Here is a 21609-nt window from a genome sequence, read left to right on the forward strand (position 1 = left end):
GGGGTGTTCATCAATGCCCCGGGATCATCCACGGAAAAACGTACGCCTGCAGCGTCGTCATCACTCCGATGATGGCCGCGAAGACCAGGCTGTGCTTCACCGTGAAGCGGAACAGGTCCGACTCGCGCCCGGCCAGGCCCACCGCCGCGCAGGCGATGGCGATGGACTGCGGCGAGATCATCTTGCCCGTGACGCCGCCCGTGGTGTTGGCCGCCACGGTGAGCACCTGCGGCAGGCCCAGCTGCTGCGCGGTGGTGGCCTGCAGCGCGGCGAACAGTGCGTTGGCCGAGGTATCGGAGCCGGTCAGGAACACGCCGATCCAGCCCAGGAAGGGCGAGAAGAAGGTGAAGGCCTGGCCCGTGTGCGCCAGGGCGAGCGCCAGCGTGGCGGACAGGCCGGAGTAGTTGGCGATGAAGGCGAAGGCCAGCACCATGCCGATGGAATAGATCGGCACGGCCAGCTCCCTGAACGTCTCGCCGAGCGTCGCCACGGCCCTGGCCGGCGACAGGCGGGTGGACGCGATCGTGACCAGCGCGGCGATCAGGATGGCCGTGCCCGTGGCGGACAGCCAGTTGAAGGTGTACACCGCACCGTAGGGCGCCGCGGAGGCGACCACCGGAGGCATCTTCTCGACCAGATTGTGCAGGAACGGCACCGGGATGTTGACCACGGTGGAGGCCAGCGCGCCCTGCGCCGCGAACAGTGCCTTGAAGGGCTTGATGCTCCAGAGCGTGACCACGGCGGTGAGGATGATGAAGGGCGACCAGGCCTTGAAGACCGCGCCGGCCGTCAGCGGCACGCCGCTGGCGGCACCGGCTGCTGCAGGCCGTGCGCCGGCCGCCGCGGGCTCCTCCTCGAAGCGGAAGATGCGCCGGGGCTGCCAGACTTTCAGGAACAGCGTCAGCGCCACCAGCGAGACGATGGCCGAGGTGATGTCCGGCAGTTCGGGACCGACGTAGTTGGCCGTCAGGAACTGCATGCCCGCGAAGGTGCCGCCGCCCACCAGCACGGCGGGCCAGGTTTCCTTCACGCCACGCCATCCGTCCATGATCGCCATGATCCAGAACAGCACGATCACCGTCATGAACGGCAGCTGCCGGCCGGCCATCTGGCCGATGGCGAACGCGTCCACGCCCGACACCTGCCCGGCCACGATGATGGGAATGCCCATGGCGCCGAAGGCCACGGGGGCCGTATTGGCGATCAGGCACAGGCCGGCGGCATAGAGCGGCCTGAACCCCAGCCCCACCAGCAGCGCCGCGGTGATGGCCACCGGCGCACCGAAGCCCGCCGCGCCCTCCAGGAACGCGCCGAAGCAGAAACCCACCAGGATGAGCTGCAGCCGCTGGTCTTCCGTGACGGAGAGGATCGACGAGCGGATAACGGCGAACTGCCCCGTCGCCACCGAAATCTTGTAGAGGAACACCGCGGCCACGATGATCCAGGCGATCGGCCACAGGCCGTAGAGGAAGCCATACACGGCAGAGGCCAGCGCGGCGCTCGCCGGCATCCGGTAGAAAAGCAGCGCCACGGCCAGCGACAGCAGCACGGTGACCGTGCCTGCCTGGTAGCCCTTCAGGCGCAGGCGGGTCAGAGCGAGGAAGAAGAAGACGATGGGAATGAGCGCCACCAGCGCGGAAATCCAGATGTTTCCGGCGGGGTCGTAGTTCTGTTGCCAGAGGGTTTGCATGGCGAGTCGGTGTGGAATGGGAAGAGAAGACGCCGTTGCAATGGTCTGCTAGCCCACCAATATTGGTATGACCAATAAAACCAATCAACGCGATGGAGCGCATTCTCGAAGACACACAGCACCTCAACCAACAGGGAAAACCCGGGAGCGACCAGCAATCATACCGCATCACCTCAAATTGGTATTACCAATTTGACAGGCGCATGAGAGCCATGGCGGTGCCACGTCCTACGGCGGCAGGCCCGCGGCGCCGACATGCGCGGGGCACCGCAGGCCGTCAGATAGCGCAAGGGTCTTTCCCGTTTTCCCTTTATCGACAACGCCAAGGAGTCCGCCATGCCCCGAGCCGCCTGGAGCGACAAACGCGAACGCCAGTACGAACACATCAAGGACAGCGTCAAGCAACGCGGCCGCAGCGAAAAGACGGCCGAACAGATCGCGGCGCGCACCGTCAACAAGGAGCGCGCCCAGCACGGCGAGGCGAAGAAGGCCAACCCCAAGACCGTGCACGACACTCCCGCGCCCGTGCGCGGCGGCCAGCGCTCGCATACCGGCGCGCAGGGCCGCACGCGCGAGCAGCTCTACGAAGAGGCGCGCAAGAAGAACATTGCCGGCCGCTCGAAAATGAACAAGGCCGAGCTGGAAAAGGCCGTGGGGCGCTGAGCCCGGCAACGGCCCCCCGGCGCGGCTACCGGCCCGCCCGAACCAGACAGCCCAGGCCGTCGAGCGAGGCCTCCACCGCCACCTCGAGCGGCGTATGCGGCTCATGGCCGAGCACCTCCAGCAGGCGGGTGTTGTCCATGCGCACCGGCCGCTCCCACAGGTAGCGCATCTCCATCAATTCGCGCAGCGTGGGCACGAAAGGGGCAGCGAGGCGCAGCAGCCACCAGGGCGTGCGCGCCATGCGCGGCACGGTTCCGCAACGCCGCTGCACCACCTGCCGGATGACCTCGGCCATCTGCAGGCCCGTGGCATCCCAGTGGCCGGCCACGTGGAACCGCTCGAACGCCGCCAGCGATTCGCGCCGCTCCAGCAGGGCCACCATGGTGCGCGCCACATCGGGCAGGTAGGCCCACTGGTGTCCCACGCCCGGCCGCGCCGGGTTGGAGACCGACGCCACGGGCCGCCCCGGGCGGACCAGGCCCTGCGAGAACCAGCTGTTGCCCGGCTTCGGCCCGAAGAAATCTCCGGCCCGCACGATGATGGCGCGGCACCCCTGCCGGCTGGCTGCCTGCAGGCGTTCTTCCATCCGCACCCGGATGGCGCCCTTGCGGGTGGCAGGATGCTGGGGGGCGCCCTCGGTGATGCACGGGAACGCATCGGGCCCGAAGTTGTAGACCGTGCCCGGCAACACGATGGTCGCACCCAGTGCCGCCGCAGCGGCGATGGTGTTCTCGATCATCGGCATGACCAGGGTGTCCCAGTCGCGGTAGCCGGGAGGGTTGACGGCATGCACGATGGCCGAACACCCCTGCGCGGCCCGCGCCACGTCCTCCCGGCGCATGGCATCCCCGCGGAACCAGACGATCCCGTCGCCGCACGGTGCCGCCGGGGCCCCGCCGCGCGCCAGCGCATGCACCGTCCACCCCGCGTCGAGCAATTGCCGCGCCACCTCGCCCCCGATGCCTCCGGTAGCGCCCAGCACCAGGGCCGTCCTGCAACGATCCGCCATTCCATCTCCTTGTCGAGGCCGCCAGGGCCGATGGAGTCGATTCTGCGAAAGGCCTGGTTCAATGGGAATTGGGCAGGATGAGGCAGCGGATATACATTTATGCATGGCCAAAACGAATATCGGCTGGGAGCTCTACCGCACCTTCCTGGCCGTGCTGACCGAAGGATCGCTATCGGGCGCGGCACGCACGCTGGGCATCACCCAGCCCACGGCGGGGCGCCATGTGGAATCGCTGGAAAAGGCGCTGGGCACCCCTCTCTTCACCCGTTCGCCCACGGGGCTGATGCCCACGGAGGCGGCGCAGGCACTGCACCCGCAGGCCCGGGCGATGGCCAGCCTGGCGGCGTCCCTCGAACGCACGGCCGCCAGCCAGGGCAGCGCGGAAGGCGGTGTCAAGGGGACCGTGCGGGTGAGTTGCAGCGACGTGATCGGGGTGGAGGTGCTGCCACCCGTGATCGCCGCGCTGCGGAGCGCGCACCCGGCCCTGGCCGTCGAGCTGGTACTGACCGACCGCGTGCAGGACCTGCTGCACCGCGAGGCCGACATCGCCGTGCGCATGGCCACGCCCCGGCAGGAACAACTGGTGGCGCGGCGCCTGGGACACATCGACGTGGGCCTGCACGCGCGGCGGGACTACCTCGAACGGCACGGCACGCCGCGCAACCTGGAGCAGTTGGCCGCACACACGCTCATCGGTTACGACCAGGCCACCGCCTTCATCCGCCAGGTCGAGGGCTCGCTGAAGGGGCTGCGGCGCCACATGTTCTCGCTGCGCAGCGACAGCAACCTCGCGCAGCTGGCGCTGATCCGAGCGGGCGCCGGCATCGGGATGTGCCAGGTTCCGCTGGCGCGGCGCTCCCCCGACCTGGTACGCCTGATGCCCCGCGGCTTCACCGTGCCCATGGAGACCTGGGTCACCATGCACGAAGACCTTCGCAGCAGTCTGCGCTGCCGTGTCACGTTCGACGCCCTCGTGAACGGGATGCTGGCCCACATGGCGACGCGCTGAGGGCACGCCAGGGGCCCGCGGTGAGCCGGGGCAACGGCCCTCAGCCCTCGAACTGCGGATGCGTCTGCCGGATGCGCGCCATGGCGATGCCGGCGGCGGCGGTGCGCGTTTCCACGCCCAGCTTCACATACACGCGTTCCAGGTGCTTCTTCACCGTGGCGGGGCTCGATCCCAGGATGTCGCCGATGTCGCGGTTGGTCTTGCCCTTGAGCAGCCAGTACAGCACCTCGGCCTCGCGCGCCGTGAGCCGGAAACCCAGCGCCAGCGCCTCGATCACCGCCGCATCGGACACTTCGCGCATCACGACCAGCCAGTCGCCGCCGCCCTCGCTGTCGCCGGTCTGCTGGTGCAGGCTGAACGACAGGCGCCGCGCGCCGCGCTCCACCACCAGGCGCGGCGGTTCGATCTGCTGCGCCGCGAAGGCCGGCACCTGCGGCAGCTGGGCCCGCAGCCATTCGGCCACGGGCAATGGCACGGCCACCGGATCGGCCGTGGGCTCCCCGGCCTCCCCACCCTGCGCCCCATCGGCGCTGAAATACTCCCGCAGCAGCGTGCGCGCCAGTGCCGTCTGCCACATCAGCCGCCCGTCGCTCGCGCGCACGGTGATGCTGGCGTAGCCGAAGGCATCCAGCGCATTGCGCGCCTGGCCCGCCTGGCGCATGTCCTGCCGGGCCCGCCGCGCGCCCTGCAGGTGCACGTTCATGCGCGCCAGCACCTCGCGCGGCTTGATGGGCTTGGTCACGTAGTCCACCCCGCCCGCGGCCAGGGCCGCCTCCAGGTGCTCGGTCTCGGTGAGGCCGGTCATGAAGATGATGGGGATGTGCGCGGTGGCCGGCAGGGCCTTGAGGCGGCGCGCGACCTCGAAGCCGTCCATGCCGGGCATCATGGCGTCGAGCAGCACCACGTCGGGCATGGCCTGGGCGGCGCGGGCCAGCGCGGTCTCGCCGCTGGTGGCGACCAGCACCGTGTAGCCGGACTCGTCCAGCGCGTCGTGCAGCACGGCCAGGTTGTCGGGCACGTCGTCCACGATCAGCACCAGGCCGGCGCTGTCGCTGTCCATCAGCGGCGCGGCGCGCCCGGATGGCGGCGCATGGGAGGCGGAAGGCGAAGGCTGGTCGGTCATCGGGATCAGGAGGATGCCATGAGGCGGGCCAGCGCCTCGAACTGGAACTGCCGCGCCAGCGCGCGCGCCCGGGCCACCCAGCCGGCGCATTCGGGCTGCGCGGCCTCGATCTCCGCCAGCTGGGCCATCACGCCCCGGTAGTAGCCCAGCTCCACGGCCTCGGCCAGCGTCGCGAGCCGTGCTGCATCGGGCAGGGCTGCATCGGGGCCGGCGGCCGGGGGCGGCGGCGCTGCCGGGGGCGGAGGCGCTGCCGCGGGGGCCGCGGCCATTTCCTCCACCCACTGCAGCGCCAGGCGCCGCTCCAGCCAGTCCAGCAACTCGGTATGGCGCACGGGCTTGACGATGAAATCCTCGGGCCTGATGCCCACGTCGTTCTCCAGCCCCTTGTCGAAGGCATTGGCCGAGACCACGGCCACGTGCGCCTGCGTATGGCCGGCCGCGCGCAGGCGGCGGATGGTCTCCCAGCCGTCGATGCCGGGCATGGCCAGGTCCATGAAGACCACGTCGGGCCGGTAGCCGGCGGCCAGCAGGTCCAGCGCATCGTGCCCGCTGGCGGCCGTGCGCAGGTCGAAGCCCAGCGGCGCCAGCAGTTGCACCAGCAGCTCGCGGTCGGGCTCTTCGTTGTCCACCACCAGCAGGCGGCGGCGCGGGCCGGCATAGCCGCGCCGCGCGGGCCGCGGGCCGGCGGCGCGCAGCTCGGCCGCGCCCAGGGCGCCGGGATGCACTTCGGGCAGGAAGAGCCGGATGCGGAACAGCGCGCCGGCCCCGGGGGTGCTGGTCACCGTCATCTCGCCGCCCATCAGCTCGGTCAGCATCTTGGCGATGGTCAGCCCCAGGCCCGCGCCGGGCGCCGCGCCGTGGCTGCTGGCCGCGCCGCGTTCGAAGGGCTCGAAAATGCTCGCGCGCTCGGCCTCGGTCAGGCCCGGTCCACTGTCCTCGATCTCGATCAGGGCCAGTTCGCGCGCATGCCGCACGCCCAGGCGCACATGCCCCGTGGCGGTGAACTTGATGGCGTTGCCGATCAGGTTGATGAGGATCTGCCGCACGCGCTTGTCGTCGCCGCGCACCACCTCGGGCAGCACGCCCTGCGGATCGAAGCGGAACGCCAGCCCCTTGGCGCGGGCCTGGGGCTCGAACATCTCGACCATCTCGTGCAGGCAATCGGCGAAGCGCATGGGCCGCACCTGCAGCGTGAGCTTGCCGCTCTCGATGCGTGCGATGTCCAGCGTGCCCTCGATCAGCGTCAGCAGGTGCTCGCCGCCGCGCCGGATCACGCCCACGGCCTGCCGGCGGTGCGGCGGCACGGAGGCGTCCTCGCCCATGAGCTGCGCGTAGCCCAGGATGCTGTTGAGCGGCGTGCGCAGCTCATGGCTGATGGCGCTGATGTAGCGGCTCTTGGCCTGGTTGGCCTGGTCGGCGAGGCGGCGGGCGTGCTCGGCCTCCTCGCGCGCCTCCTCGGCCACGCCGCGCGCCTGCTCGGCGGTGCGGCGGGCCTCCTGCAGGGCCTGGTCGGTCTGCCTGTGCAGGGCGATCTCGCGCTGCAGCAGGTGGGTCTGCCGGTTCGACTCCTCCTGCGCCACCTTGCGGCTCTTGTGCGCCAGCACCAGCCACCAGGCCACGATGCCCGAGATGACCAGCAGCGCCAGGTAGGCCTTGAGCAGCCCCGAACGCAGCGGCGCCGAGCCAGTGCCCGGCACGCCCAGGAACTGCGTCTCCTGGTGGTAGAAAAGCCCGAACACCGCCGCCAGCAGCGGCGCGATCACCAGCATCAGCAGCAGGAAATGCCCCAGCCCGGAATCCAGCAGCCGCCACGCGCTGCGCGGCAGCAGCCAGCGCAGCGCCCCGGCCCACTGCACGGCCAGGTGCGCGTGGGGCTTGCACATGTCGCCGCAACGCGCATCCAGCGTGCAGCACAGCGAGCAGATGTGGCCCCGGTAGGCGGGGCAGTGCGCCATGTCCGGCGCCTCGTATTCGCGCTCGCAGACCACGCAGCGCAGCATGGCGGGCAGCGCGGCCGTGGCAGAGGCCGATCCACCGCCACCGCAGCCCTCGCAGCCCCCCGCACCGCAGGCCTGCGGCGCCGCCCCCGTGCGCGCCAGGTAGTAGCGCCCGCCCGTCGCCCAGGCAATGGCGGGCGCCGCGACGAAGGCCGTCACCATCGCGATCACCGCCGAGAACGCCTGCGCCATCGGTCCGAACAGCCCCAGGTGCGCCACGACCGAGAGCAGCGAGGCCAGCGCCATCGCCCCCACGCCCACCGGGTTGACGTCGTACAGGTGCGCGCGCTTGAACTCGATGCCCGGCGGCGACAGCCCCAGCGGCTTGTTCACCACCAGGTCGGCCACCACGGCCATCATCCAGGCGATGGCGATGTTGGAGTACAGCCCCAGCACCTGCCCCAGCGCGGTGAACACGTTCATCTCCATCAGCATGAAGGCGATGAGCGTGTTGAACACCACCCACACCACGCGCCCCGGGTGGCTGTGCGTGAGGCGCGAGAAGAAGTTGCTCCACGCGAGCGAGCCCGCATAGGCATTGGTCACGTTGATCTTGATCTGCGACACCACCACGAAAAGCGCCGTGGCCGCCACCGCCCAGCGGTAGTCCGCGAACACGTAGCCGTAGGCGGCCAGGTACATCTGGTTGGGGTCCACGGCCCGCTCGGGCGGCACGCTCAGGGTGATCGCCAGGTAGGCCAGCAGCGCGCCGCCCAGCATCTTGAACACGCCCAGCACCACCCAGCCCGGCCCGCCGGCCAGCACCCCGGCCCACCAGCGCCACCGGTTCGCGCGCGTGCGCGCCGGCATGAAGCGCAGGTAGTCGGCCTGCTCCCCCATCTGGGTGATGAGGGCGATCCCCACCGTGAGCGCTGCGCCGAAAAGGTGCAGGTCGAACGCCGCCGAGCCGCCGCGATCCCCTGAATAGTGCACGATGCCCGCGAATGCACCAGGATCGCGCGCCAGCACATAGCCGAACGGCACCAGCAGCATCACCAGCCAGACCGGCTGCGTCCACACCTGCAGCCGGCTGATGGCCGACACGCCGTGCGTCACGAGCGGAATCACCACCAGCGCGCAGAGCACGTAGCCCCAGGCGGGCGGAATGTCCAGCGCCAGTTCCAGCGCATAGGCCATCACGGCGGCCTCCAGCGCGAAGAAGACGAAGGTGAAGCTCGCGTAGATCAGCGAGGTGATGGTCGAGCCGATGTAGCCGAAGCCCGCTCCGCGCGTGAGCAGGTCCATGTCCACCCCGTAGCGCGCCGCATAGGCGCTGATGGGCATGCCGGCCAGGAAGATGATGAGCCCCGTCGCCAGGATGGCCCAGAAGGCGTTGGCGAAGCCGTACTGCACCAGCAGCGTGGCGCCCACCGCCTCCAGGATCAGGAACGAAGCCGCCCCGAAGGCCGTGTTGGCCACCCGCCAGGCAGACCACTTGCGGAAGCGCTGCGGCGTGAAGCGCAGCGCGTAGTCCTCCAGCGTCTCGCTGCCCACCCAGCTGTTGTAGTCGCGGCGCACCTTGACGATGCGCTGCGGCGCCTCGCCTTCTGCGGCGTCATGCGGTGGCAGGGAAGTGGAAACGGGGGCGGACGGCACGCCCCGCAGGTGCAGCATTCATGCCACCCGCCACGCCCGCGGCGCTGCACGCCTCAGCGCGCAGGGGGCATGCGGCCGGCATAGGCCTTGTCGGTCAGACTGCGCAGGAAGGCGACGAGATCGTCGATCTCCGCGTCGGACAGCGCCGCCGCGGTACCGGCACGCCGGTTCATCGGCGGCGAGTTGACGTTGACATTGCCGCGGCATTCCTTCGGCACGTCGTCGAAGGGCTGGCCGCCGGCATACCAGTGCGCGGGATCGGTGGAGCGCGTGTTGTAGAACGCCACCGCGTCGCGCAGGTCGCCGAACACCGCGTTGTGCATGAAACGCTGGCGTACCGCCACGTTGCGCAGCCCCGGCGTGCGCAGGTAGGCGCACCACTGCCCCGGCTCCGGCCAGCCCAGGCGCCGCGCCGTGGCATCCAGCCCGGTATCGAAATGGCGCGGATCGCGGTTGTCCGCCAGCCGCCGGTTGCGCGGCACGGCGATCGCGTCGTACCCGAAATCGGTGAACAGCGACCGCTCGGGCCGCGACGCTGTCTCCGCCATGGTGTGGCAGGACGCGCAGTTGCCCTTGTCCGGGTTGCGGAACAGTGCCAGCCCGCGTTGCTCGGCCGGCGACAGCGTGCCCTGGCCGCGCAGGTAGTCGTCGAAGCGCGAGCTGAACGGTGCCATGGCGTCGCTCTGCAGGAAGGCCTGCAAGGCAGCGCCCAGGGCACGCAGCAGCGCCTCAGGATCGCGCTGCACGGCCGCACCGAAGCGCGGTGCCAGCTCCGCCGCCAGCCCGCTGCGCTGTGCCGAGCGCAGCAGTTGCGCCGGGGTGCCGTTGTTCATCTCGCGCGAATCCAGCAAGGGGCCGCGGACCTGCTCGGCCAGCGTGTCGGCCCGCCCGTCGGCGAACAGGCCCCCGAAGGGCGAGGCGAAGGGCGCGTCGTCGTCCTGGTAGAAATGGCGGCGCGGCACGTAGCGCACGTAGAGCAGCGAGGGCGCCGTGCGCGCGCCGAAGCGACCGGGCCGGCTGCCTTCGGAGGTGCCCGGCCCGGCCAGCGCGCGGGGCGTGGCGAGGCTGGGGCCGAAGGCCCGCCCCGGGTCGTGGCATGCCGCGCACGACATGCCGCGCGGCCGCGACAGCCGCGGGTCGTTGAACAGCCTCTCTCCCAGGCGCACCAGTTCCGGATCGGGAGCGAACACGGCCCGGGTCGGGTCCACGCGCGAGGCCACCTGGGGCGTGCGCCCCACCCAGCCCACCACCGCCTGGGCCGGCACGCCCGGCAGCAGCAGGACCTGCGCCTCGGGCACGCCGGCCGCACCGGGCGCGGCGGCGGGCGCCGCCAGGGGCAGCCACGCCAGCGCGATGGCCGCGAGCCGGCTCCGCCAGCGTGTCGTCACGGCGCCAGGAAGCCCGTCTTGTCGCACGCCAGCGTGCGGCCGGACTGCTGGCACGTGGCCAGCAGCTTGCCGGTGGTCGTATAGGCCTTGAAGGTCCAGCCGGTCGCGGGCGCCGCGCGGCGCTCCATCATCGCGAAGCCGAAGCTCGCGTGATGGGTGATGCGGTCGATGGTGGTGCCCGGCGCGGGAGAGGCACTGGCCGGCAGCGGATCGGGCAGCGCCACGTCGAGGTTGTCGCCGGCGTTGCCGGTCACCAGCGTCGCCGGATGGCCCGACGCGAAATTGATGGCCTGGAAGTCGTGCACGTGGCCGTGGAGCGCGACATGCACGCCTGGCGGATAGTAGGCCTGCTGGTAGAGGCCGGCCATGGCCGACTGCAGCGCCGCATTGCCCGGCGCGGGCGTGCTGCCGGCCACCGGCGCGAAGGCCATGATGGGGTGGTGGTTGGTGAAGATGTTCGTCGCCACGCCGGCCTTGGCCGCCAGCGCGGCCACGCTCTGGAACTGCTTCTGGTAGATGCCGAACTGCAGGTCCGTGCTCTTGAGCGCCGTCTTGCCCGTCTTGGCCGAATCGAACACGATCACCTGCGTATCCCCGCCCAGGGCCACCGCATAGGGCTCGGAATAGTTGCCCACGTTGTCGTTGGCCGGCAGGTTGCAGGAACTTTGCTCGCTGTAGGCGCGCGGGTCCAGGAAGCGGAACCAGCCCTGCCCGGCGCGCGCGCACTCTTCATGGTTGCCGCGCGCCATGATCCAGGGCGCGCCGGCCAGCAGCGGGGCGGCGGGCTGGAAGAAGTCCGCCTGCCAGGTGTCCCAGCCATAGCCCCAGGGGCTGCCCTTGCAGCCCGCCACGTCGCCCGGGCAGGCGTTTTCGCGGTAGTGGTAATCGCCGATGTGCAGCACCAGGTCCGGCGCCATGGCGGCGGCCGTCGCAGCGACCGTGGCGAAAGGCCAGGCCACGGGATCGCTGCAGGGCTGCCAGGCGTTGTCCGCCTTCTTGAGGCGGCAGCCCGTGTCGGCGATCAGCAGCACGCGCTGCGGCTGCGCCTTCGGCAGCGGCAGGGTGCGGTCGGCCACGGTGACCTGGCGGGCCGAGTCGGGCAGCACCGTCTCGCAGACCGACACGGGAAACGCCGAAGGCTTGGAATCGGACGGATCGCTCGCGGTGGTCCGCTGCGCCACCGTAGCGGCGCCCACGCGCAGCGCCATGCGGCCGGGCTGGTTGTCCACCACGATGCGGGGGCAGACGCTGGCGTCCGCGGCCGAGCCGGCCGGCAGCGTGTAGCTGGTGATCACCCGGGCCGTGGCATGGCTGCCTTCGCCCACCACCACCCAGGCGGCCTGGATGTTGGCGGGTGCGCTGGCGGCATCTGCGGCGATGCCGGAGCCGCCGCCGTCGCAGCCGGAGAGGGTGAGCGCGCCGCCGATGGCCAGCGCCGCTGCGAAAGGATGAATCCAGCGGGATGCCTGCATGTGGTGTGTCTTTCTTTCAAGCGGACCGGTCGTGGGGCCGGGGCGCATCCTAGTAACAGCGGGTTACATCCACGTGACACCCTCCGCCGCTCCCCTTGGCAAGATTCCTGCTTTACGATGTCGGCCCAGTTGAGGCGACCGACGGAACCACCCATGGAACTGACCCCCCGGGAAAAAGACAAGCTGCTTCTCTTCACCGCCGCCCTGCTGGCCGAACGCCGCAAGGCGCGCGGCCTCAAGCTCAACTACCCGGAGGCGGTGGCACTGATTTCCGCGGCCGTGCTGGAAGGTGCCCGCGACGGCAAGACCGTGGCACAGCTCATGAGCGAAGGCCGCGAAGTCCTCACGCGCGACGACGTGATGGAGGGCGTGCCGGAAATGATCTCGGACATCCAGGTCGAAGCCACCTTCCCCGACGGCACCAAGCTCGTCACCGTCCACCAGCCCATCGCCTGACGGCGGACTGCGGACTGCCCCTCCCCCTGCTCCCGGAGCCTCCCCATGCGCATTGCCCGTTCCCTTTTGCCCGCACTGCTTGCCGCTGCCGCGCTGCCGGCGCTGGCCCACACCGGCGCCGATGCCGGCCACCACCACGGCTTCACCGCCGGGTTCCTGCACCCGCTGACCGGCATGGACCACCTCGCCGCGATGGTGGCCGTGGGCCTCTGGAGCGCCCTGGCCGCGCGCAGCCGCCGCGAACTGCTGGCGGCGCCCCTGGGCTTCGCCGGCATGCTGCTGGCGGGCGCGCTCGCGGGCCTGGCGGGCCTGTCGCTGCCCGCAGTGGAGCCCATGATCGCCGCCTCGCTGCTCGTGCTGGGCCTGCTGGTGGCCACGCAGCGCCGCCTGCCCGCGCCCGCCGCCGCGGCGCTGGTCGGCGTCTTCGCCGTCTTCCACGGCATCGCCCACGGCCACGAACTGGCCGGCGACGGCGCCGCCCTGCCCACGCTGGCCGGCATGCTCGCCGCCACCGTGGCCCTGCATGCCGGCGGCATCGGCCTGGGCGTGGCCCTGCGCGGTGCGAACCGCTGGCTGCCGCGCGCGGCCGGCGCCGCCGTCGGCCTCTTCGGCCTCGCCCTGCTGGGCGGCCTGGCCTGACCGCAACCCGAGGAGCGCACCATGGTCCCGGGCGAACTGCTGGTCGATGACGGCGAGCACCCACTCAACCCCTGCCGGCGCACCACCACCCTGGTGGTGCGCAACAGCGCCGACCGGCCCATCCAGGTCGGCTCGCACTACCACTTCGCCGAAACCAACGGCGCACTCGATTTCGACCGCGCGGCCGCGCGCGGCATGCGGCTGAACATCACCTCGGGCACCGCCGTGCGTTTCGAGCCCGGCCAGCAGCGCACCGTCGAACTGGTGGACTACGCCGGCAGCCGCACCGTGTACGGCTTCCGCGGCGACATCCAGGGCCCGCTGGACACCGCCCCCGATCTGCCGAAGCAGCCCTGACCCGCCCCGCCCCTTCACGCACCAAGCCACGCCCCCGGAAAGGCAAGACAGCACCATGGCCACCGTATCCCGCCGCGCCTATGCGGAAATGTTCGGCCCCACCGTGGGCGATCGCGTGCGGCTGGCCGACACCGGCCTCGTCGCCGAAGTCGAGCAGGACTTCACCCTGCGCGCCGGTGGCTACGGCGAAGAGGTCAAGTTCGGCGGCGGCAAGACCATCCGCGACGGCATGGCCCAGAGCCAGCGCACCCGTGCAGAAGGGGCGATGGACACCGTGCTCACCAACGCCCTCGTCATCGACCACTGGGGCATCGTCAAGGCCGACATCGGCCTGAAGGACGGCCGCGTCGCCGCCATCGGCAAGGCCGGCAACCCGGACACCCAGCCGGGCGTGGACATCGTCATCGGCCCCGGCACCGAGATCATCAGTTGCGAAGGCAACATCGTCACCGCGGGCGGCATCGACAGCCACATCCACTTCATCTGCCCCCAGCAGATCGAGGAGGCGCTGGCTTCGGGCGTCACCACCATGCTCGGCGGCGGCACCGGCCCGGCCACCGGCACCCTGGCCACGACCTCCACCCCCGGCCCCTGGCACATCGAGCGCATGCTGCAGGCGGCAGACGCCTTCCCGATGAACATCGGCTTCCTGGGCAAGGGCAACGCCAGCCTGCCCGCCGCGCTGCACGAGCAGATCGAAGCCGGCGTGATCGGCCTGAAACTCCACGAAGACTGGGGCACCACGCCCTCGGCCATCAGCAACTGCCTGGACGTGGCCGATGCCACCGATACGCAGGTGGCCATCCACTCCGACACCCTCAACGAGAGCGGCTTCGTCGAGAACACCATCGCCGCCGTGGGCGGGCGCGGCATCTGCGCCTTCCACACCGAGGGCGCGGGCGGCGGCCATGCGCCGGACATCCTGCGCGTGGTGGGCGAGGACAACTTCCTGCCCTCCTCCACCAACCCCACCATGCCGTACACGCGCAACACGCTGGACGAGCACGTGGACATGCTCATGGTGTGCCACCACCTGGACGCGTCCATCGCCGAAGACCTCGCCTTCGCCGAAAGCCGCATCCGCAAGGAAACCATCGCCGCCGAGGACATCCTGCACGACCTGGGCGCCATCAGCATGATGAGCAGCGACAGCCAGGCCATGGGCCGCGTGGGCGAAGTCATCCTGCGCACCTGGCAGACGGCCGACAAGATGAAGCAGCAGCGCGGCGCCCTGCCCGAGGACGGCCCCCGCAACGACAACCACCGCATCAAGCGCTACGTCGCCAAATACACCATCAACCCCGCGATCGCCCACGGCATCTCCCACGACGTGGGCAGCCTGGAGGTCGGCAAGTGGGCCGACATCGTGGTCTGGAAGCCGGCCTTCTTCGGCGTGAAGCCCGCGATGATCCTCAAGGGCGGCAGCATCGCGATGGCCGCCATGGGCGACCCCAACGCCTCCATCCCCACGCCGCAGCCCGTGCACTACCGCCCCATGTTCGGCGCCTTCGGAGGCTCCCTGGCCCGCTCCTCGCTCACCTTCGTCTCGCAGGCGGGCCTGGCGGCCGGCGTGGGCGAACGCTACGGCCTCGCCAAGCAACTGAGCGCCGTGCGGGGCGTGCGCAGCGTGCGCAAGCAGCACATGGTGCACAACAGCTATACCCCGCGCATGGAGATCGACGCGCAGACCTACACCGTGCGCGCCGACGGCCAGCTGCTCACCTGCGAGCCCGCCACCCGGCTGCCGCTGGCGCAGCGCTACTTCCTTTTCTGAGCCGGCCGATGGACGCACGCCCCGACGCGGCCGTGGCCGCCCTGCGCATCCGCCTGGACGACCTGAGCGATCCGCGCATCGCAGCCTTCCTGCAGGAGCACCTGGCCGACATGCGCCGCGTCTCGCCCCCCGAGAGCGTGCACGCGCTCGACCTGGACGGCCTGCGCCGCCCGGAGATCCGCTTCTGGAGCGCCTGGCTGGACACGCCGGACGGCGACCATCTGGTCGGCACCGTCGCGCTCAAGCGGCTGGACGCCGGCCATGCGGAACTCAAGTCGATGCGCACGGCCGCCGCCCTGCGCGGCCAGGGCATCGCCGCCCGCATGCTGGCCCACGCCCTTGCCGAAGCCCGCGCCGCCGGCCACGCGCGCATCAGCCTGGAGACGGGCAGCCAGCCCTTCTTCGCACCGGCCCGCGCGCTGTACGCACGCCACGGCTTCGAAGACTGCGCGCCGTTCGGCAGCTACGGCCCCGACCCGGCCAGCCACTTCATGACACGCGCGCTCTGACGAACACGCATCCGCCAGGCGCCCGCCGGCCGGCCCCAGGCGTCCGGACAGGGGCGCGAAGCCGCAGAATGGCGTTTTCGCCGCCCAGGACCCCGACATGCTGACCGCCAACAAACTCCTTCCCCAGGGCCACGGCCTCGCCCCCGTCCTGCTCAAGCGCGCCGCCACCGTCGAACTCGACTGGGACGTGCGCCAGAAAAGCCGCTTCGCCGCCACCGACTCCACCGGGCGCGAACTGGGCGTCTTCCTGCCCCGCGGCACCGTCGTGCGCGGCGGCGACGTGCTCGTGGCCGAGGACGGCAGCATGGTCCGCGTGCTCGCCGCGCCCCAGGCCGTGCTGCGCATCACCCACTGCACGCAGCACGGAACGCCCTTCGACCTCATCCGCGCCGCCTACCACCTCGGCAACCGCCACGTGCCGATCGAACTGCGCCCGGACCACCTGCAGATCGAACCCGACCACGTGCTCGCCGACATGCTGCGCGCCATGCACCTCATCGTCACCGAGCAGCAGGCCCCCTTCGAGCCCGAAGGCGGCGCGTATGCGGCAGGCGGGCACGGTCACGGACATGGCCATGCGCACGGACACGATCACGGCCACGACCATGGGCATGGCCACGCGCACAGCCACGGCCACGGCACGCATGCACCAGGCCATGACCACGGCCACGAAGCCGAGGGCTGCGATCACGACCATGACCACGATCACGACTGCGGCCACCACCACGATCACGGCCAGGACCATGGCCACGCCCATCCGCATTCCCTCGCCCGCTGAAGCGCGCATGGCGCCCGCGCTCGACGCTTCCGCCGGTCTTGCGGCGCACGGTCCGGCACCGGCGCCGCAAGGCCTGCCCGCCGCCAGCCTGCTGCAGCTCATCTGGCTCGCATCACCCGCCCTGCCCGTGGGCGGTTTCTCGTACTCCGAAGGCCTGGAGATCGCCGTCGAATGCGCGGGCGTCACCACCGAAGCCACGGCCGCCGCCTGGCTGCAGGAACAGCTGATGCTCACCCAGGCCCGCGGCGACCTCGCCGTCGTCCACCAGGCCCTCGCCGCCTGGCGCACGGGCGACGCGGAGCGCGTGCGCGCCCTCAACGACTGGGTGCTGCACACCCGAGAAACCAGCGAGCTGCGCCTGCAGACCGAGCAGATGGGCCGCTCCCTCGCCGACTGGCTGCGCAACCAGCACGCAGGCGATGCGGAGGCCCTGGCCGACGTCGCCCGCCTCGCCGCCCTGCCGCCCACCTACCCCGTGGCCTTTGCCCTCGCCGCCGCGCGCACCGAGGCGCGCGCCGAAGACGTGCTGCTCGCCTGCGCCTTCGGCTGGGCCGAGAACATGGTCCAGGCCGCCATCAAGGCCGTGCCCCTGGGCCAGAGCGCCGGACAGCGCATCCTCGCGCGGCTCGCCGCCGCCATCCCCGGCGCCGTGGCCCATGCCATGCAACTGGGCGACGCGCAGCGCCAGGCCTTCTCCCCCATGCTGGCCGTGCTCTCGGCACGCCACGAAACGCAGTATTCCCGCCTTTTCCGCTCATGACTGCCATGACCATGAACACGAACACGACCACCTCCTCGCCCCTGCACCACGTCCCGAACCGCACCAAGCCCCTGCCCCCGCTGCGCGTGGGCATCGGCGGTCCCGTCGGCTCCGGCAAGACCACCATCCTGGAGATGCTCTGCAAGGCCATGCGCGACCAATACGACCTGGTCGCCATCACCAACGACATCTACACCAAGGAAGACCAGCGCCTGCTCACCGTCAGCGGCGCCCTGCCCGCCGAACGCATCATGGGCGTGGAAACCGGCGGCTGCCCCCACACCGCCATCCGCGAGGACTGCTCCATCAACCTCGAGGCCATCGACCGCATGCTGGCCCAGTACCCCGATGCCGACATCGTCTTCGTCGAAAGCGGCGGCGACAACCTGGCCGCCACCTTCAGCCCCGAGCTGAGCGACCTCACCATCTACGTCATCGACGTCGCCGCCGGCGAGAAGATCCCCCGCAAGGGCGGCCCCGGCATCACCAAGAGCGACCTCTTCGTCATCAACAAGACCGACCTGGCACCGCACGTGGGCGCGAACCTGGACGTGATGGAGGCCGACACGCGCCGCATGCGCACCACCGCCCAGGGACTCAAGCCGTTCGTGATGACCAACCTCAAGACCCAGCAGGGGCTGGATCAGGTGATCGAGTTCATCGAGAAGAAGGGGTTGCTGCGGGCGGGGCGAGATTGAGGGACTGCCCCACGCGGCTAGAATGCGAACCCTGCAGCCTGCGGAGACTTGGGTGAGCGGTTTAAACCAGCAGTCTTGAAAACTGCCGACGGGCAACCGTCCGTGAGTTCGAATCTCACAGTCTCCGCCAGATCAGCAAAAACAGCGCCCTCAACGGGCGCTTTTTTTCGTCCATGCTACGGCATTGACCTTATAGATCATCGTGTTACGCTGCGTTTGCTGTTGTTATATACAGCACCCAATCAGCAGCCCATCACAAGCTGTCCATCCTTAATTCAAACTTTTTTGGCCTACTTGATGGCCTACAAATTCGGATATGCCCAAGCGCATTCTTGAAATGACCGCTCTTGAGGTGTCCCGTCTTCGGGTCGAGGGCTCGCACGCGGTAGGTGGGGCGACCGGCCTGAATCTGCGCGTTGAAGGCGGCACGCGCATGTGGGTCCTTCGGTACTGTTTCGCGGGACGCGCCGCCGCATGAGCTTGGGCAGTTACCCACGCGTGTCCCTATCGGCCGCCCGGGAAGCCGCACGCAACGCCATCGGACTTCGGGATGCTGGCACCGACCCACTGGCAGCGCACGCCGCTGCCCGTGAGGCTGCGCGGCTGGCGGATGCTCAGAAACTGGAGTTCGACAAAGCGGCCGAAGCATTTATCCAGGAGCATGAGACGACCTGGCGCAGCACTAAGCACGCGCAGCAGTGGCGCAACACGCTTGCAACCTACGTGTCGCCCAAGTTCGGAAGCATGCCTGTCTCAGAGGTTGATCAATCCATGGTGCTCCGCGCACTGTCACCGATCTGGAAGACAAAGACCGAAACAGCCACGCGCCTGCGCGGGCGCGTCGAACAGATCCTCGATTGGGCAACCGCGCACGGTCATCGCTTTGGCACGAATCCGGCACGGTGGCGTGGGCAGTTGGAACACATCCTGGCCGACCCGAATAAGGTGGCGCCGGTGAAGCACCACGCCGCGGTGCCCTTCGCCGAGCTGCCGGGGGTCTATCTCCTGCTGTCCTCGCTTGATGGGCAGAGCGCGCGCGCACTTCAATTTCTGATCCTGACAGCTGCCCGTTCTGGCGAGGTGCGCGGCATGGTGTGGGACGATGTGGACTTGGATGCGGCGCTGTGGACCGTGCCGGCCGAGCGGATGAAGGCGAAGAAGGAACACCGCGTTCCGCTCTCGCGGCAGGCAGTCGCGCTGTTGAAAGCACAGCCGCGCCATGCGCTGGTGCATCACGTCTTCCCGTCGAACCGCGCAGGTGCGCTCTCCGACATGGCGCTGACCACGCTCATGCGGCGCCACAAGCTGGACCCGTGCCGCATGGCTTCCGCTCGACTTTCAGGGACTGGGCAGGGGATACGACGAACCACCCACGCGACGCGGTGGAGCTGTGTCTTGCACACAGCATCGACACCAAAACGGAAGCGGCCTACCGGCTCGGCGACATGATGGAAAAACGGGCTGCCATCATGCAGGAGTGGGCTGCATATGCCACGTCAGTGAAGTAACGTAACGCTGTTGATTGGCCCTTCATTCAGTCCGTCCAATGCAAGTGCTGCCGAGTCAACTAGGTGCTAACTGCATTAGCCGCCCAACAGCCCTGCTCAGAGTTCCGCGTGCACGGAGCTAGCCTTTTACGGCTTTCTCTTGGGAGTAACTGATGGAGTGGCGTCGGTCTCATGAGTCAAATCTTTTACCAAGGTAGGGAAGACCTGGGCGCTATATTCAGCCAAAGTGCATGCTTGAACGATACAGCCATTACTGTTTAAACCAATTACGTTGGCGAAGTCGGAAATGATCGCCTTGCCACCGCTTCGTCCATCCCGCTTCCTTAGTGCAAGAAACTGAAGAAGATACTTGTCGAATGGGTCTTTGGGCAATCCCGTGGGTAGACAATTATCCAAATGCACAGCGTGCCGAGAGAAATATCTCGTTGCTGCAACTTTAAAACCCCGATCGTCTTTCGTTCCATACACGAAGAAGTGATGCAAATCTGAATTTGCCAAGAGCTTCTTGGCAGTTTTATAATCATCAAATTTTTCTTCTTCAGTATCCAGGCTCTTATCGTCAGCCTTGAACTCAATCAGAAGCAAATTCGAGCAATTACCAAAAATCGCGTCTCCAGCGCCTCGCTCGTGCTTCCCCGACAACGGAGAAGCGAAATCAACTAATTTCGACTGTATGCAATGACACAAGAAAAAATATTCGACAGTTTTTTCCCAATACATCGTTAATCTCCTTAAAGCGACAATCAAATTAAAACCGCAAAAATTTGCGACAGAAGCTGGGCTATGCCGGAGCATCTTTTCCACGGTGCCAAGGCCTCCCAGGGTTAAGCCCGAGCCAACGGCAACTCTTCCAGTCTAGTGGTGTATCGCGGCGTCCAGCGTTCCTGCATCACCCACTCGCGCCGCTCGTCCGCCAAGCCCGTAGCGCCCATGTGCAGCGTGCCTTTGCCATACCGCCCATTGATCGCGTCCAGCGCGCACATTAGGCGCGTTCTGTCGCGCGCTGGCTCATCCTCCATCTGCAACTCGCACTGGTGAATGGTGGCGGGCTGGAGATCCAGCAGCATCACGCCGGCCTTGATGAGCAGGTAGCCCGGCTTGTAAATACGGCGGATGCCCTCTACGGCAGCGCCAACCAACTGGCCGGTGTCGGCGGTCGGCCGGCGCAGCGGCACCATCAGCGAGCGTGAAAACCTGGGGCCTTCGCGGTGCAGCGACGTGTGCGCAAAGACCAGCAACTGCCCAGCCAAGCTGTGTTCCTCGCGCAGCTTTTCCGCGGCACGTGTGGCGTACTCGCTCACAGCCTCGATCAGTGGCGGCAGGTCGGTGATAGGTCGGCCGAATGACCGCGTGCACGCGATCTGCTGTTTCGGCGGGGGCACGTCTTCCAGCTGGATGCACGAAAAGCCTTGCAGCTCTCGCACGGTGCGCGCGAGCACCAAATTCCAGCGACGCCGGGCCAGGGCCGGGTCCATCTGGGTCAAGTCCCACACGGTGTGCACGCCGGCCTCGATCAGCTGGGCGCCTATTTTGCGGCCCACCCCCCACACCTCGGTCACCGCTGTTCCGCGCAGCACGTTTTCCAGCCCTGCCGGGGACAAGGTGGCGAGGTTGCACACCTGCGCCAGCTCGCTGGGGAGCTGCCCGGCATACGTTCGCCTTCGCACGACGTGGTTTCTCGTCTTCGGCACGCCACCGCGGATGCGACCGTGCTCGGCACAAGCTACAGCCCGGGCATCACTCCAGCTCATGCAAGCTGCGCTTCAATCGCCAACTTGTCGATGACGGACCAGACCCGCGCGATCTTGCCGTCGCGAAGTTCGTAGAACACGTTCTCCGAAAACACGACCCTCCTGCCGTTCACCGGCAGGCCCAGGAACGCGCCTCGCGGCGAGCAGTTGAATCCCAGCCGGCTCCCCACGCAGTTCTCATCGCCGACCAGCAACTCCACTGCGTAGCGAAGGTCAGGAATCGTGGCGAAGTCGTTTTCCAGCATCGCCCGATAGCCCGCCAGGCCGAGCGGGCGGTTGTTGTGGTGCACGTCGGCGTGAACGAAGTCGCCCAGCCGGGACCAGTCCTGCGCGTTGAGGCAGGCGATGTATGCGAGGTAGAAGTCTTTGATGCTGATCGCCTGCAATTGCGTTCTCCACAGCGTTCCCGTTCATCCCACCGATCCATCTTCG

Annotated in this window: 20 protein-coding genes and 1 tRNA gene; 12 read left to right on the top strand and 9 right to left on the bottom strand. The window is 68.8% G+C overall.

What is annotated here, in order from left to right; translation table 11 throughout:
- Nucleotides 1–10: 10 nt before the first annotated feature.
- Nucleotides 11–1690: an L-lactate permease gene (gene lldP, locus ACGHC0_RS17925; protein WP_368352263.1), complete on the bottom strand. Its 1680-nt coding sequence runs from the start codon at nucleotides 1688–1690 to the stop codon at nucleotides 11–13.
- Between the two features lie 336 nt (nucleotides 1691–2026).
- On the opposite strand from lldP, the gene ACGHC0_RS17930 reads away from it, so the two are divergent.
- Nucleotides 2027–2353, top strand: a complete 327-nt coding sequence (locus ACGHC0_RS17930; protein WP_029413385.1) for a hypothetical protein — start codon at nucleotides 2027–2029, stop codon at nucleotides 2351–2353.
- A 25-nt stretch (nucleotides 2354–2378) separates the two neighbouring features.
- Here the strand turns inward: ACGHC0_RS17930 and ACGHC0_RS17935 are convergent, their stop codons facing one another.
- The gene (locus ACGHC0_RS17935; RefSeq protein WP_415266351.1) at nucleotides 2379–3362 is read right to left on the bottom strand and encodes an NAD-dependent epimerase/dehydratase family protein; all 984 of its coding nucleotides are present in this window, start codon (nucleotides 3360–3362) and stop codon (nucleotides 2379–2381) included.
- A gap of 103 nt (nucleotides 3363–3465) precedes the next feature.
- Between ACGHC0_RS17935 and ACGHC0_RS17940 the strand changes: the two genes are divergently transcribed.
- Complete coding sequence (locus tag ACGHC0_RS17940) at nucleotides 3466–4371, top strand: LysR family transcriptional regulator (RefSeq protein ID WP_415266352.1); 906 nt, start codon at nucleotides 3466–3468, stop codon at nucleotides 4369–4371.
- A gap of 40 nt (nucleotides 4372–4411) precedes the next feature.
- Here ACGHC0_RS17940 and ACGHC0_RS17945 read toward each other — a convergent pair whose 3' ends face one another.
- The 4 genes from ACGHC0_RS17945 to ACGHC0_RS17960 are packed head-to-tail and all read right to left on the bottom strand — an operon-like array spanning nucleotide 4412 to nucleotide 11947.
- Entirely contained in the window at nucleotides 4412–5494 is a 1083-nt protein-coding gene (locus ACGHC0_RS17945; RefSeq protein ID WP_415266353.1) for a response regulator, read from the bottom strand.
- A 5-nt stretch (nucleotides 5495–5499) separates the two neighbouring features.
- Nucleotides 5500–9105: an ATP-binding protein gene (locus ACGHC0_RS17950; protein WP_415266354.1), complete on the bottom strand. Its 3606-nt coding sequence runs from the start codon at nucleotides 9103–9105 to the stop codon at nucleotides 5500–5502.
- Nucleotides 9106–9140: 35 nt separating this feature from the next.
- Nucleotides 9141–10475 (bottom strand): cytochrome-c peroxidase, encoded by a 1335-nt coding sequence (locus tag ACGHC0_RS17955; RefSeq protein ID WP_415266355.1) that lies wholly within the window; start codon nucleotides 10473–10475, stop codon nucleotides 9141–9143.
- Nucleotides 10472–11947: a metallophosphoesterase gene (locus ACGHC0_RS17960; protein ID WP_415266356.1), complete on the bottom strand. Its 1476-nt coding sequence runs from the start codon at nucleotides 11945–11947 to the stop codon at nucleotides 10472–10474. The genes ACGHC0_RS17955 and ACGHC0_RS17960 overlap by 4 nt, the downstream gene beginning before the upstream one ends.
- Nucleotides 11948–12100: 153 nt before the next feature.
- Between ACGHC0_RS17960 and ACGHC0_RS17965 the strand changes: the two genes are divergently transcribed.
- The 10 genes from ACGHC0_RS17965 (at nucleotide 12101) to ACGHC0_RS18010 (ending at nucleotide 19367) form a co-directional block, all read left to right on the top strand.
- Complete coding sequence (locus ACGHC0_RS17965; RefSeq protein ID WP_107130064.1) at nucleotides 12101–12403, top strand: urease subunit gamma; 303 nt, start codon at nucleotides 12101–12103, stop codon at nucleotides 12401–12403.
- A gap of 45 nt (nucleotides 12404–12448) precedes the next feature.
- Nucleotides 12449–13042, top strand: a complete 594-nt coding sequence (locus ACGHC0_RS17970; protein WP_013595809.1) for a HupE/UreJ family protein — start codon at nucleotides 12449–12451, stop codon at nucleotides 13040–13042.
- Nucleotides 13043–13063: 21 nt separating this feature from the next.
- Nucleotides 13064–13399: an urease subunit beta gene (locus tag ACGHC0_RS17975; RefSeq protein ID WP_107130065.1), complete on the top strand. Its 336-nt coding sequence runs from the start codon at nucleotides 13064–13066 to the stop codon at nucleotides 13397–13399.
- Between the two features lie 55 nt (nucleotides 13400–13454).
- A complete protein-coding gene (ureC, locus tag ACGHC0_RS17980) occupies nucleotides 13455–15173 on the top strand; it encodes an urease subunit alpha (protein WP_368352270.1) in 1719 nt (572 codons plus the stop codon).
- A gap of 8 nt (nucleotides 15174–15181) precedes the next feature.
- Nucleotides 15182–15682, top strand: coding sequence for a GNAT family N-acetyltransferase (locus ACGHC0_RS17985; RefSeq protein ID WP_415266357.1), 501 nt, complete (start codon nucleotides 15182–15184; stop codon nucleotides 15680–15682).
- Nucleotides 15683–15779: 97 nt separating this feature from the next.
- Nucleotides 15780–16460, top strand: coding sequence for an urease accessory protein UreE (ureE, locus tag ACGHC0_RS17990; RefSeq protein ID WP_415266358.1), 681 nt, complete (start codon nucleotides 15780–15782; stop codon nucleotides 16458–16460).
- Between the two features lie 7 nt (nucleotides 16461–16467).
- Nucleotides 16468–17220, top strand: coding sequence for an urease accessory protein UreF (locus tag ACGHC0_RS17995; RefSeq protein ID WP_415268433.1), 753 nt, complete (start codon nucleotides 16468–16470; stop codon nucleotides 17218–17220).
- Nucleotides 17217–17918: an urease accessory protein UreG gene (gene ureG, locus ACGHC0_RS18000; RefSeq protein ID WP_415266359.1), complete on the top strand. Its 702-nt coding sequence runs from the start codon at nucleotides 17217–17219 to the stop codon at nucleotides 17916–17918. The genes ACGHC0_RS17995 and ureG overlap by 4 nt, the downstream gene beginning before the upstream one ends.
- 42 nt (nucleotides 17919–17960) lie before the next feature.
- A tRNA-Ser gene (locus ACGHC0_RS18005) sits at nucleotides 17961–18048 on the top strand.
- Nucleotides 18049–18392: 344 nt separating this feature from the next.
- Nucleotides 18393–19367 carry a tyrosine-type recombinase/integrase gene (locus ACGHC0_RS18010; RefSeq protein WP_415266360.1) on the top strand — a complete coding sequence of 325 codons (975 nt, stop codon included), beginning with the start codon at nucleotides 18393–18395 and terminating at the stop codon, nucleotides 19365–19367.
- Nucleotides 19368–19552: 185 nt separating this feature from the next.
- Here the strand turns inward: ACGHC0_RS18010 and ACGHC0_RS18015 are convergent, their stop codons facing one another.
- Genes ACGHC0_RS18015 through ACGHC0_RS18025 form a run of 3 tightly spaced genes read right to left on the bottom strand, consistent with a single transcriptional unit; the run spans nucleotide 19553 to nucleotide 21563 of the window.
- Complete coding sequence (locus ACGHC0_RS18015) at nucleotides 19553–20230, bottom strand: hypothetical protein (protein WP_415266361.1); 678 nt, start codon at nucleotides 20228–20230, stop codon at nucleotides 19553–19555.
- 20 nt (nucleotides 20231–20250) lie between these two features.
- The gene (locus tag ACGHC0_RS18020) at nucleotides 20251–21177 is read right to left on the bottom strand and encodes a DUF4113 domain-containing protein (RefSeq protein WP_415266362.1); all 927 of its coding nucleotides are present in this window, start codon (nucleotides 21175–21177) and stop codon (nucleotides 20251–20253) included.
- Nucleotides 21174–21563, bottom strand: coding sequence for an ester cyclase (locus tag ACGHC0_RS18025; protein ID WP_415266363.1), 390 nt, complete (start codon nucleotides 21561–21563; stop codon nucleotides 21174–21176). Before ACGHC0_RS18025 ends, ACGHC0_RS18020 begins: the two co-directional genes overlap by 4 nt.
- Nucleotides 21564–21609: the final 46 nt, after the last annotated feature.

This window comes from Acidovorax sacchari (genome assembly GCF_042847045.1).
GTDB lineage: Bacteria > Pseudomonadota > Gammaproteobacteria > Burkholderiales > Burkholderiaceae_C > Paracidovorax > Paracidovorax sacchari.

Bases quoted from the DNA above. Each gene is read 5' to 3' on its own strand.
- lldP (WP_368352263.1), bottom strand. From the start codon at position 1,690: ATGCAAACCCTCTGGCAACAGAACTACGACCCCGCCGGAAACATCTGG.
- ACGHC0_RS17930 (WP_029413385.1), top strand. From the start codon at position 2,027: ATGCCCCGAGCCGCCTGGAGCGACAAACGCGAACGCCAGTACGAACAC.
- ACGHC0_RS17935 (WP_415266351.1), bottom strand. From the start codon at position 3,362: ATGGCGGATCGTTGCAGGACGGCCCTGGTGCTGGGCGCTACCGGAGGC.
- ACGHC0_RS17940 (WP_415266352.1), top strand. From the start codon at position 3,466: ATGGCCAAAACGAATATCGGCTGGGAGCTCTACCGCACCTTCCTGGCC.
- ACGHC0_RS17945 (WP_415266353.1), bottom strand. From the start codon at position 5,494: ATGACCGACCAGCCTTCGCCTTCCGCCTCCCATGCGCCGCCATCCGGG.
- ACGHC0_RS17950 (WP_415266354.1), bottom strand. From the start codon at position 9,105: ATGCTGCACCTGCGGGGCGTGCCGTCCGCCCCCGTTTCCACTTCCCTG.
- ACGHC0_RS17960 (WP_415266356.1), bottom strand. From the start codon at position 11,947: ATGCAGGCATCCCGCTGGATTCATCCTTTCGCAGCGGCGCTGGCCATC.
- ACGHC0_RS17965 (WP_107130064.1), top strand. From the start codon at position 12,101: ATGGAACTGACCCCCCGGGAAAAAGACAAGCTGCTTCTCTTCACCGCC.
- ACGHC0_RS17970 (WP_013595809.1), top strand. From the start codon at position 12,449: ATGCGCATTGCCCGTTCCCTTTTGCCCGCACTGCTTGCCGCTGCCGCG.
- ACGHC0_RS17975 (WP_107130065.1), top strand. From the start codon at position 13,064: ATGGTCCCGGGCGAACTGCTGGTCGATGACGGCGAGCACCCACTCAAC.
- ureC (WP_368352270.1), top strand. From the start codon at position 13,455: ATGGCCACCGTATCCCGCCGCGCCTATGCGGAAATGTTCGGCCCCACC.
- ACGHC0_RS17985 (WP_415266357.1), top strand. From the start codon at position 15,182: ATGGACGCACGCCCCGACGCGGCCGTGGCCGCCCTGCGCATCCGCCTG.
- ureE (WP_415266358.1), top strand. From the start codon at position 15,780: ATGCTGACCGCCAACAAACTCCTTCCCCAGGGCCACGGCCTCGCCCCC.
- ACGHC0_RS17995 (WP_415268433.1), top strand. From the start codon at position 16,468: ATGGCGCCCGCGCTCGACGCTTCCGCCGGTCTTGCGGCGCACGGTCCG.
- ureG (WP_415266359.1), top strand. From the start codon at position 17,217: ATGACTGCCATGACCATGAACACGAACACGACCACCTCCTCGCCCCTG.
- ACGHC0_RS18010 (WP_415266360.1), top strand. From the start codon at position 18,393: ATGAGCTTGGGCAGTTACCCACGCGTGTCCCTATCGGCCGCCCGGGAA.
- ACGHC0_RS18020 (WP_415266362.1), bottom strand. From the start codon at position 21,177: ATGAGCTGGAGTGATGCCCGGGCTGTAGCTTGTGCCGAGCACGGTCGC.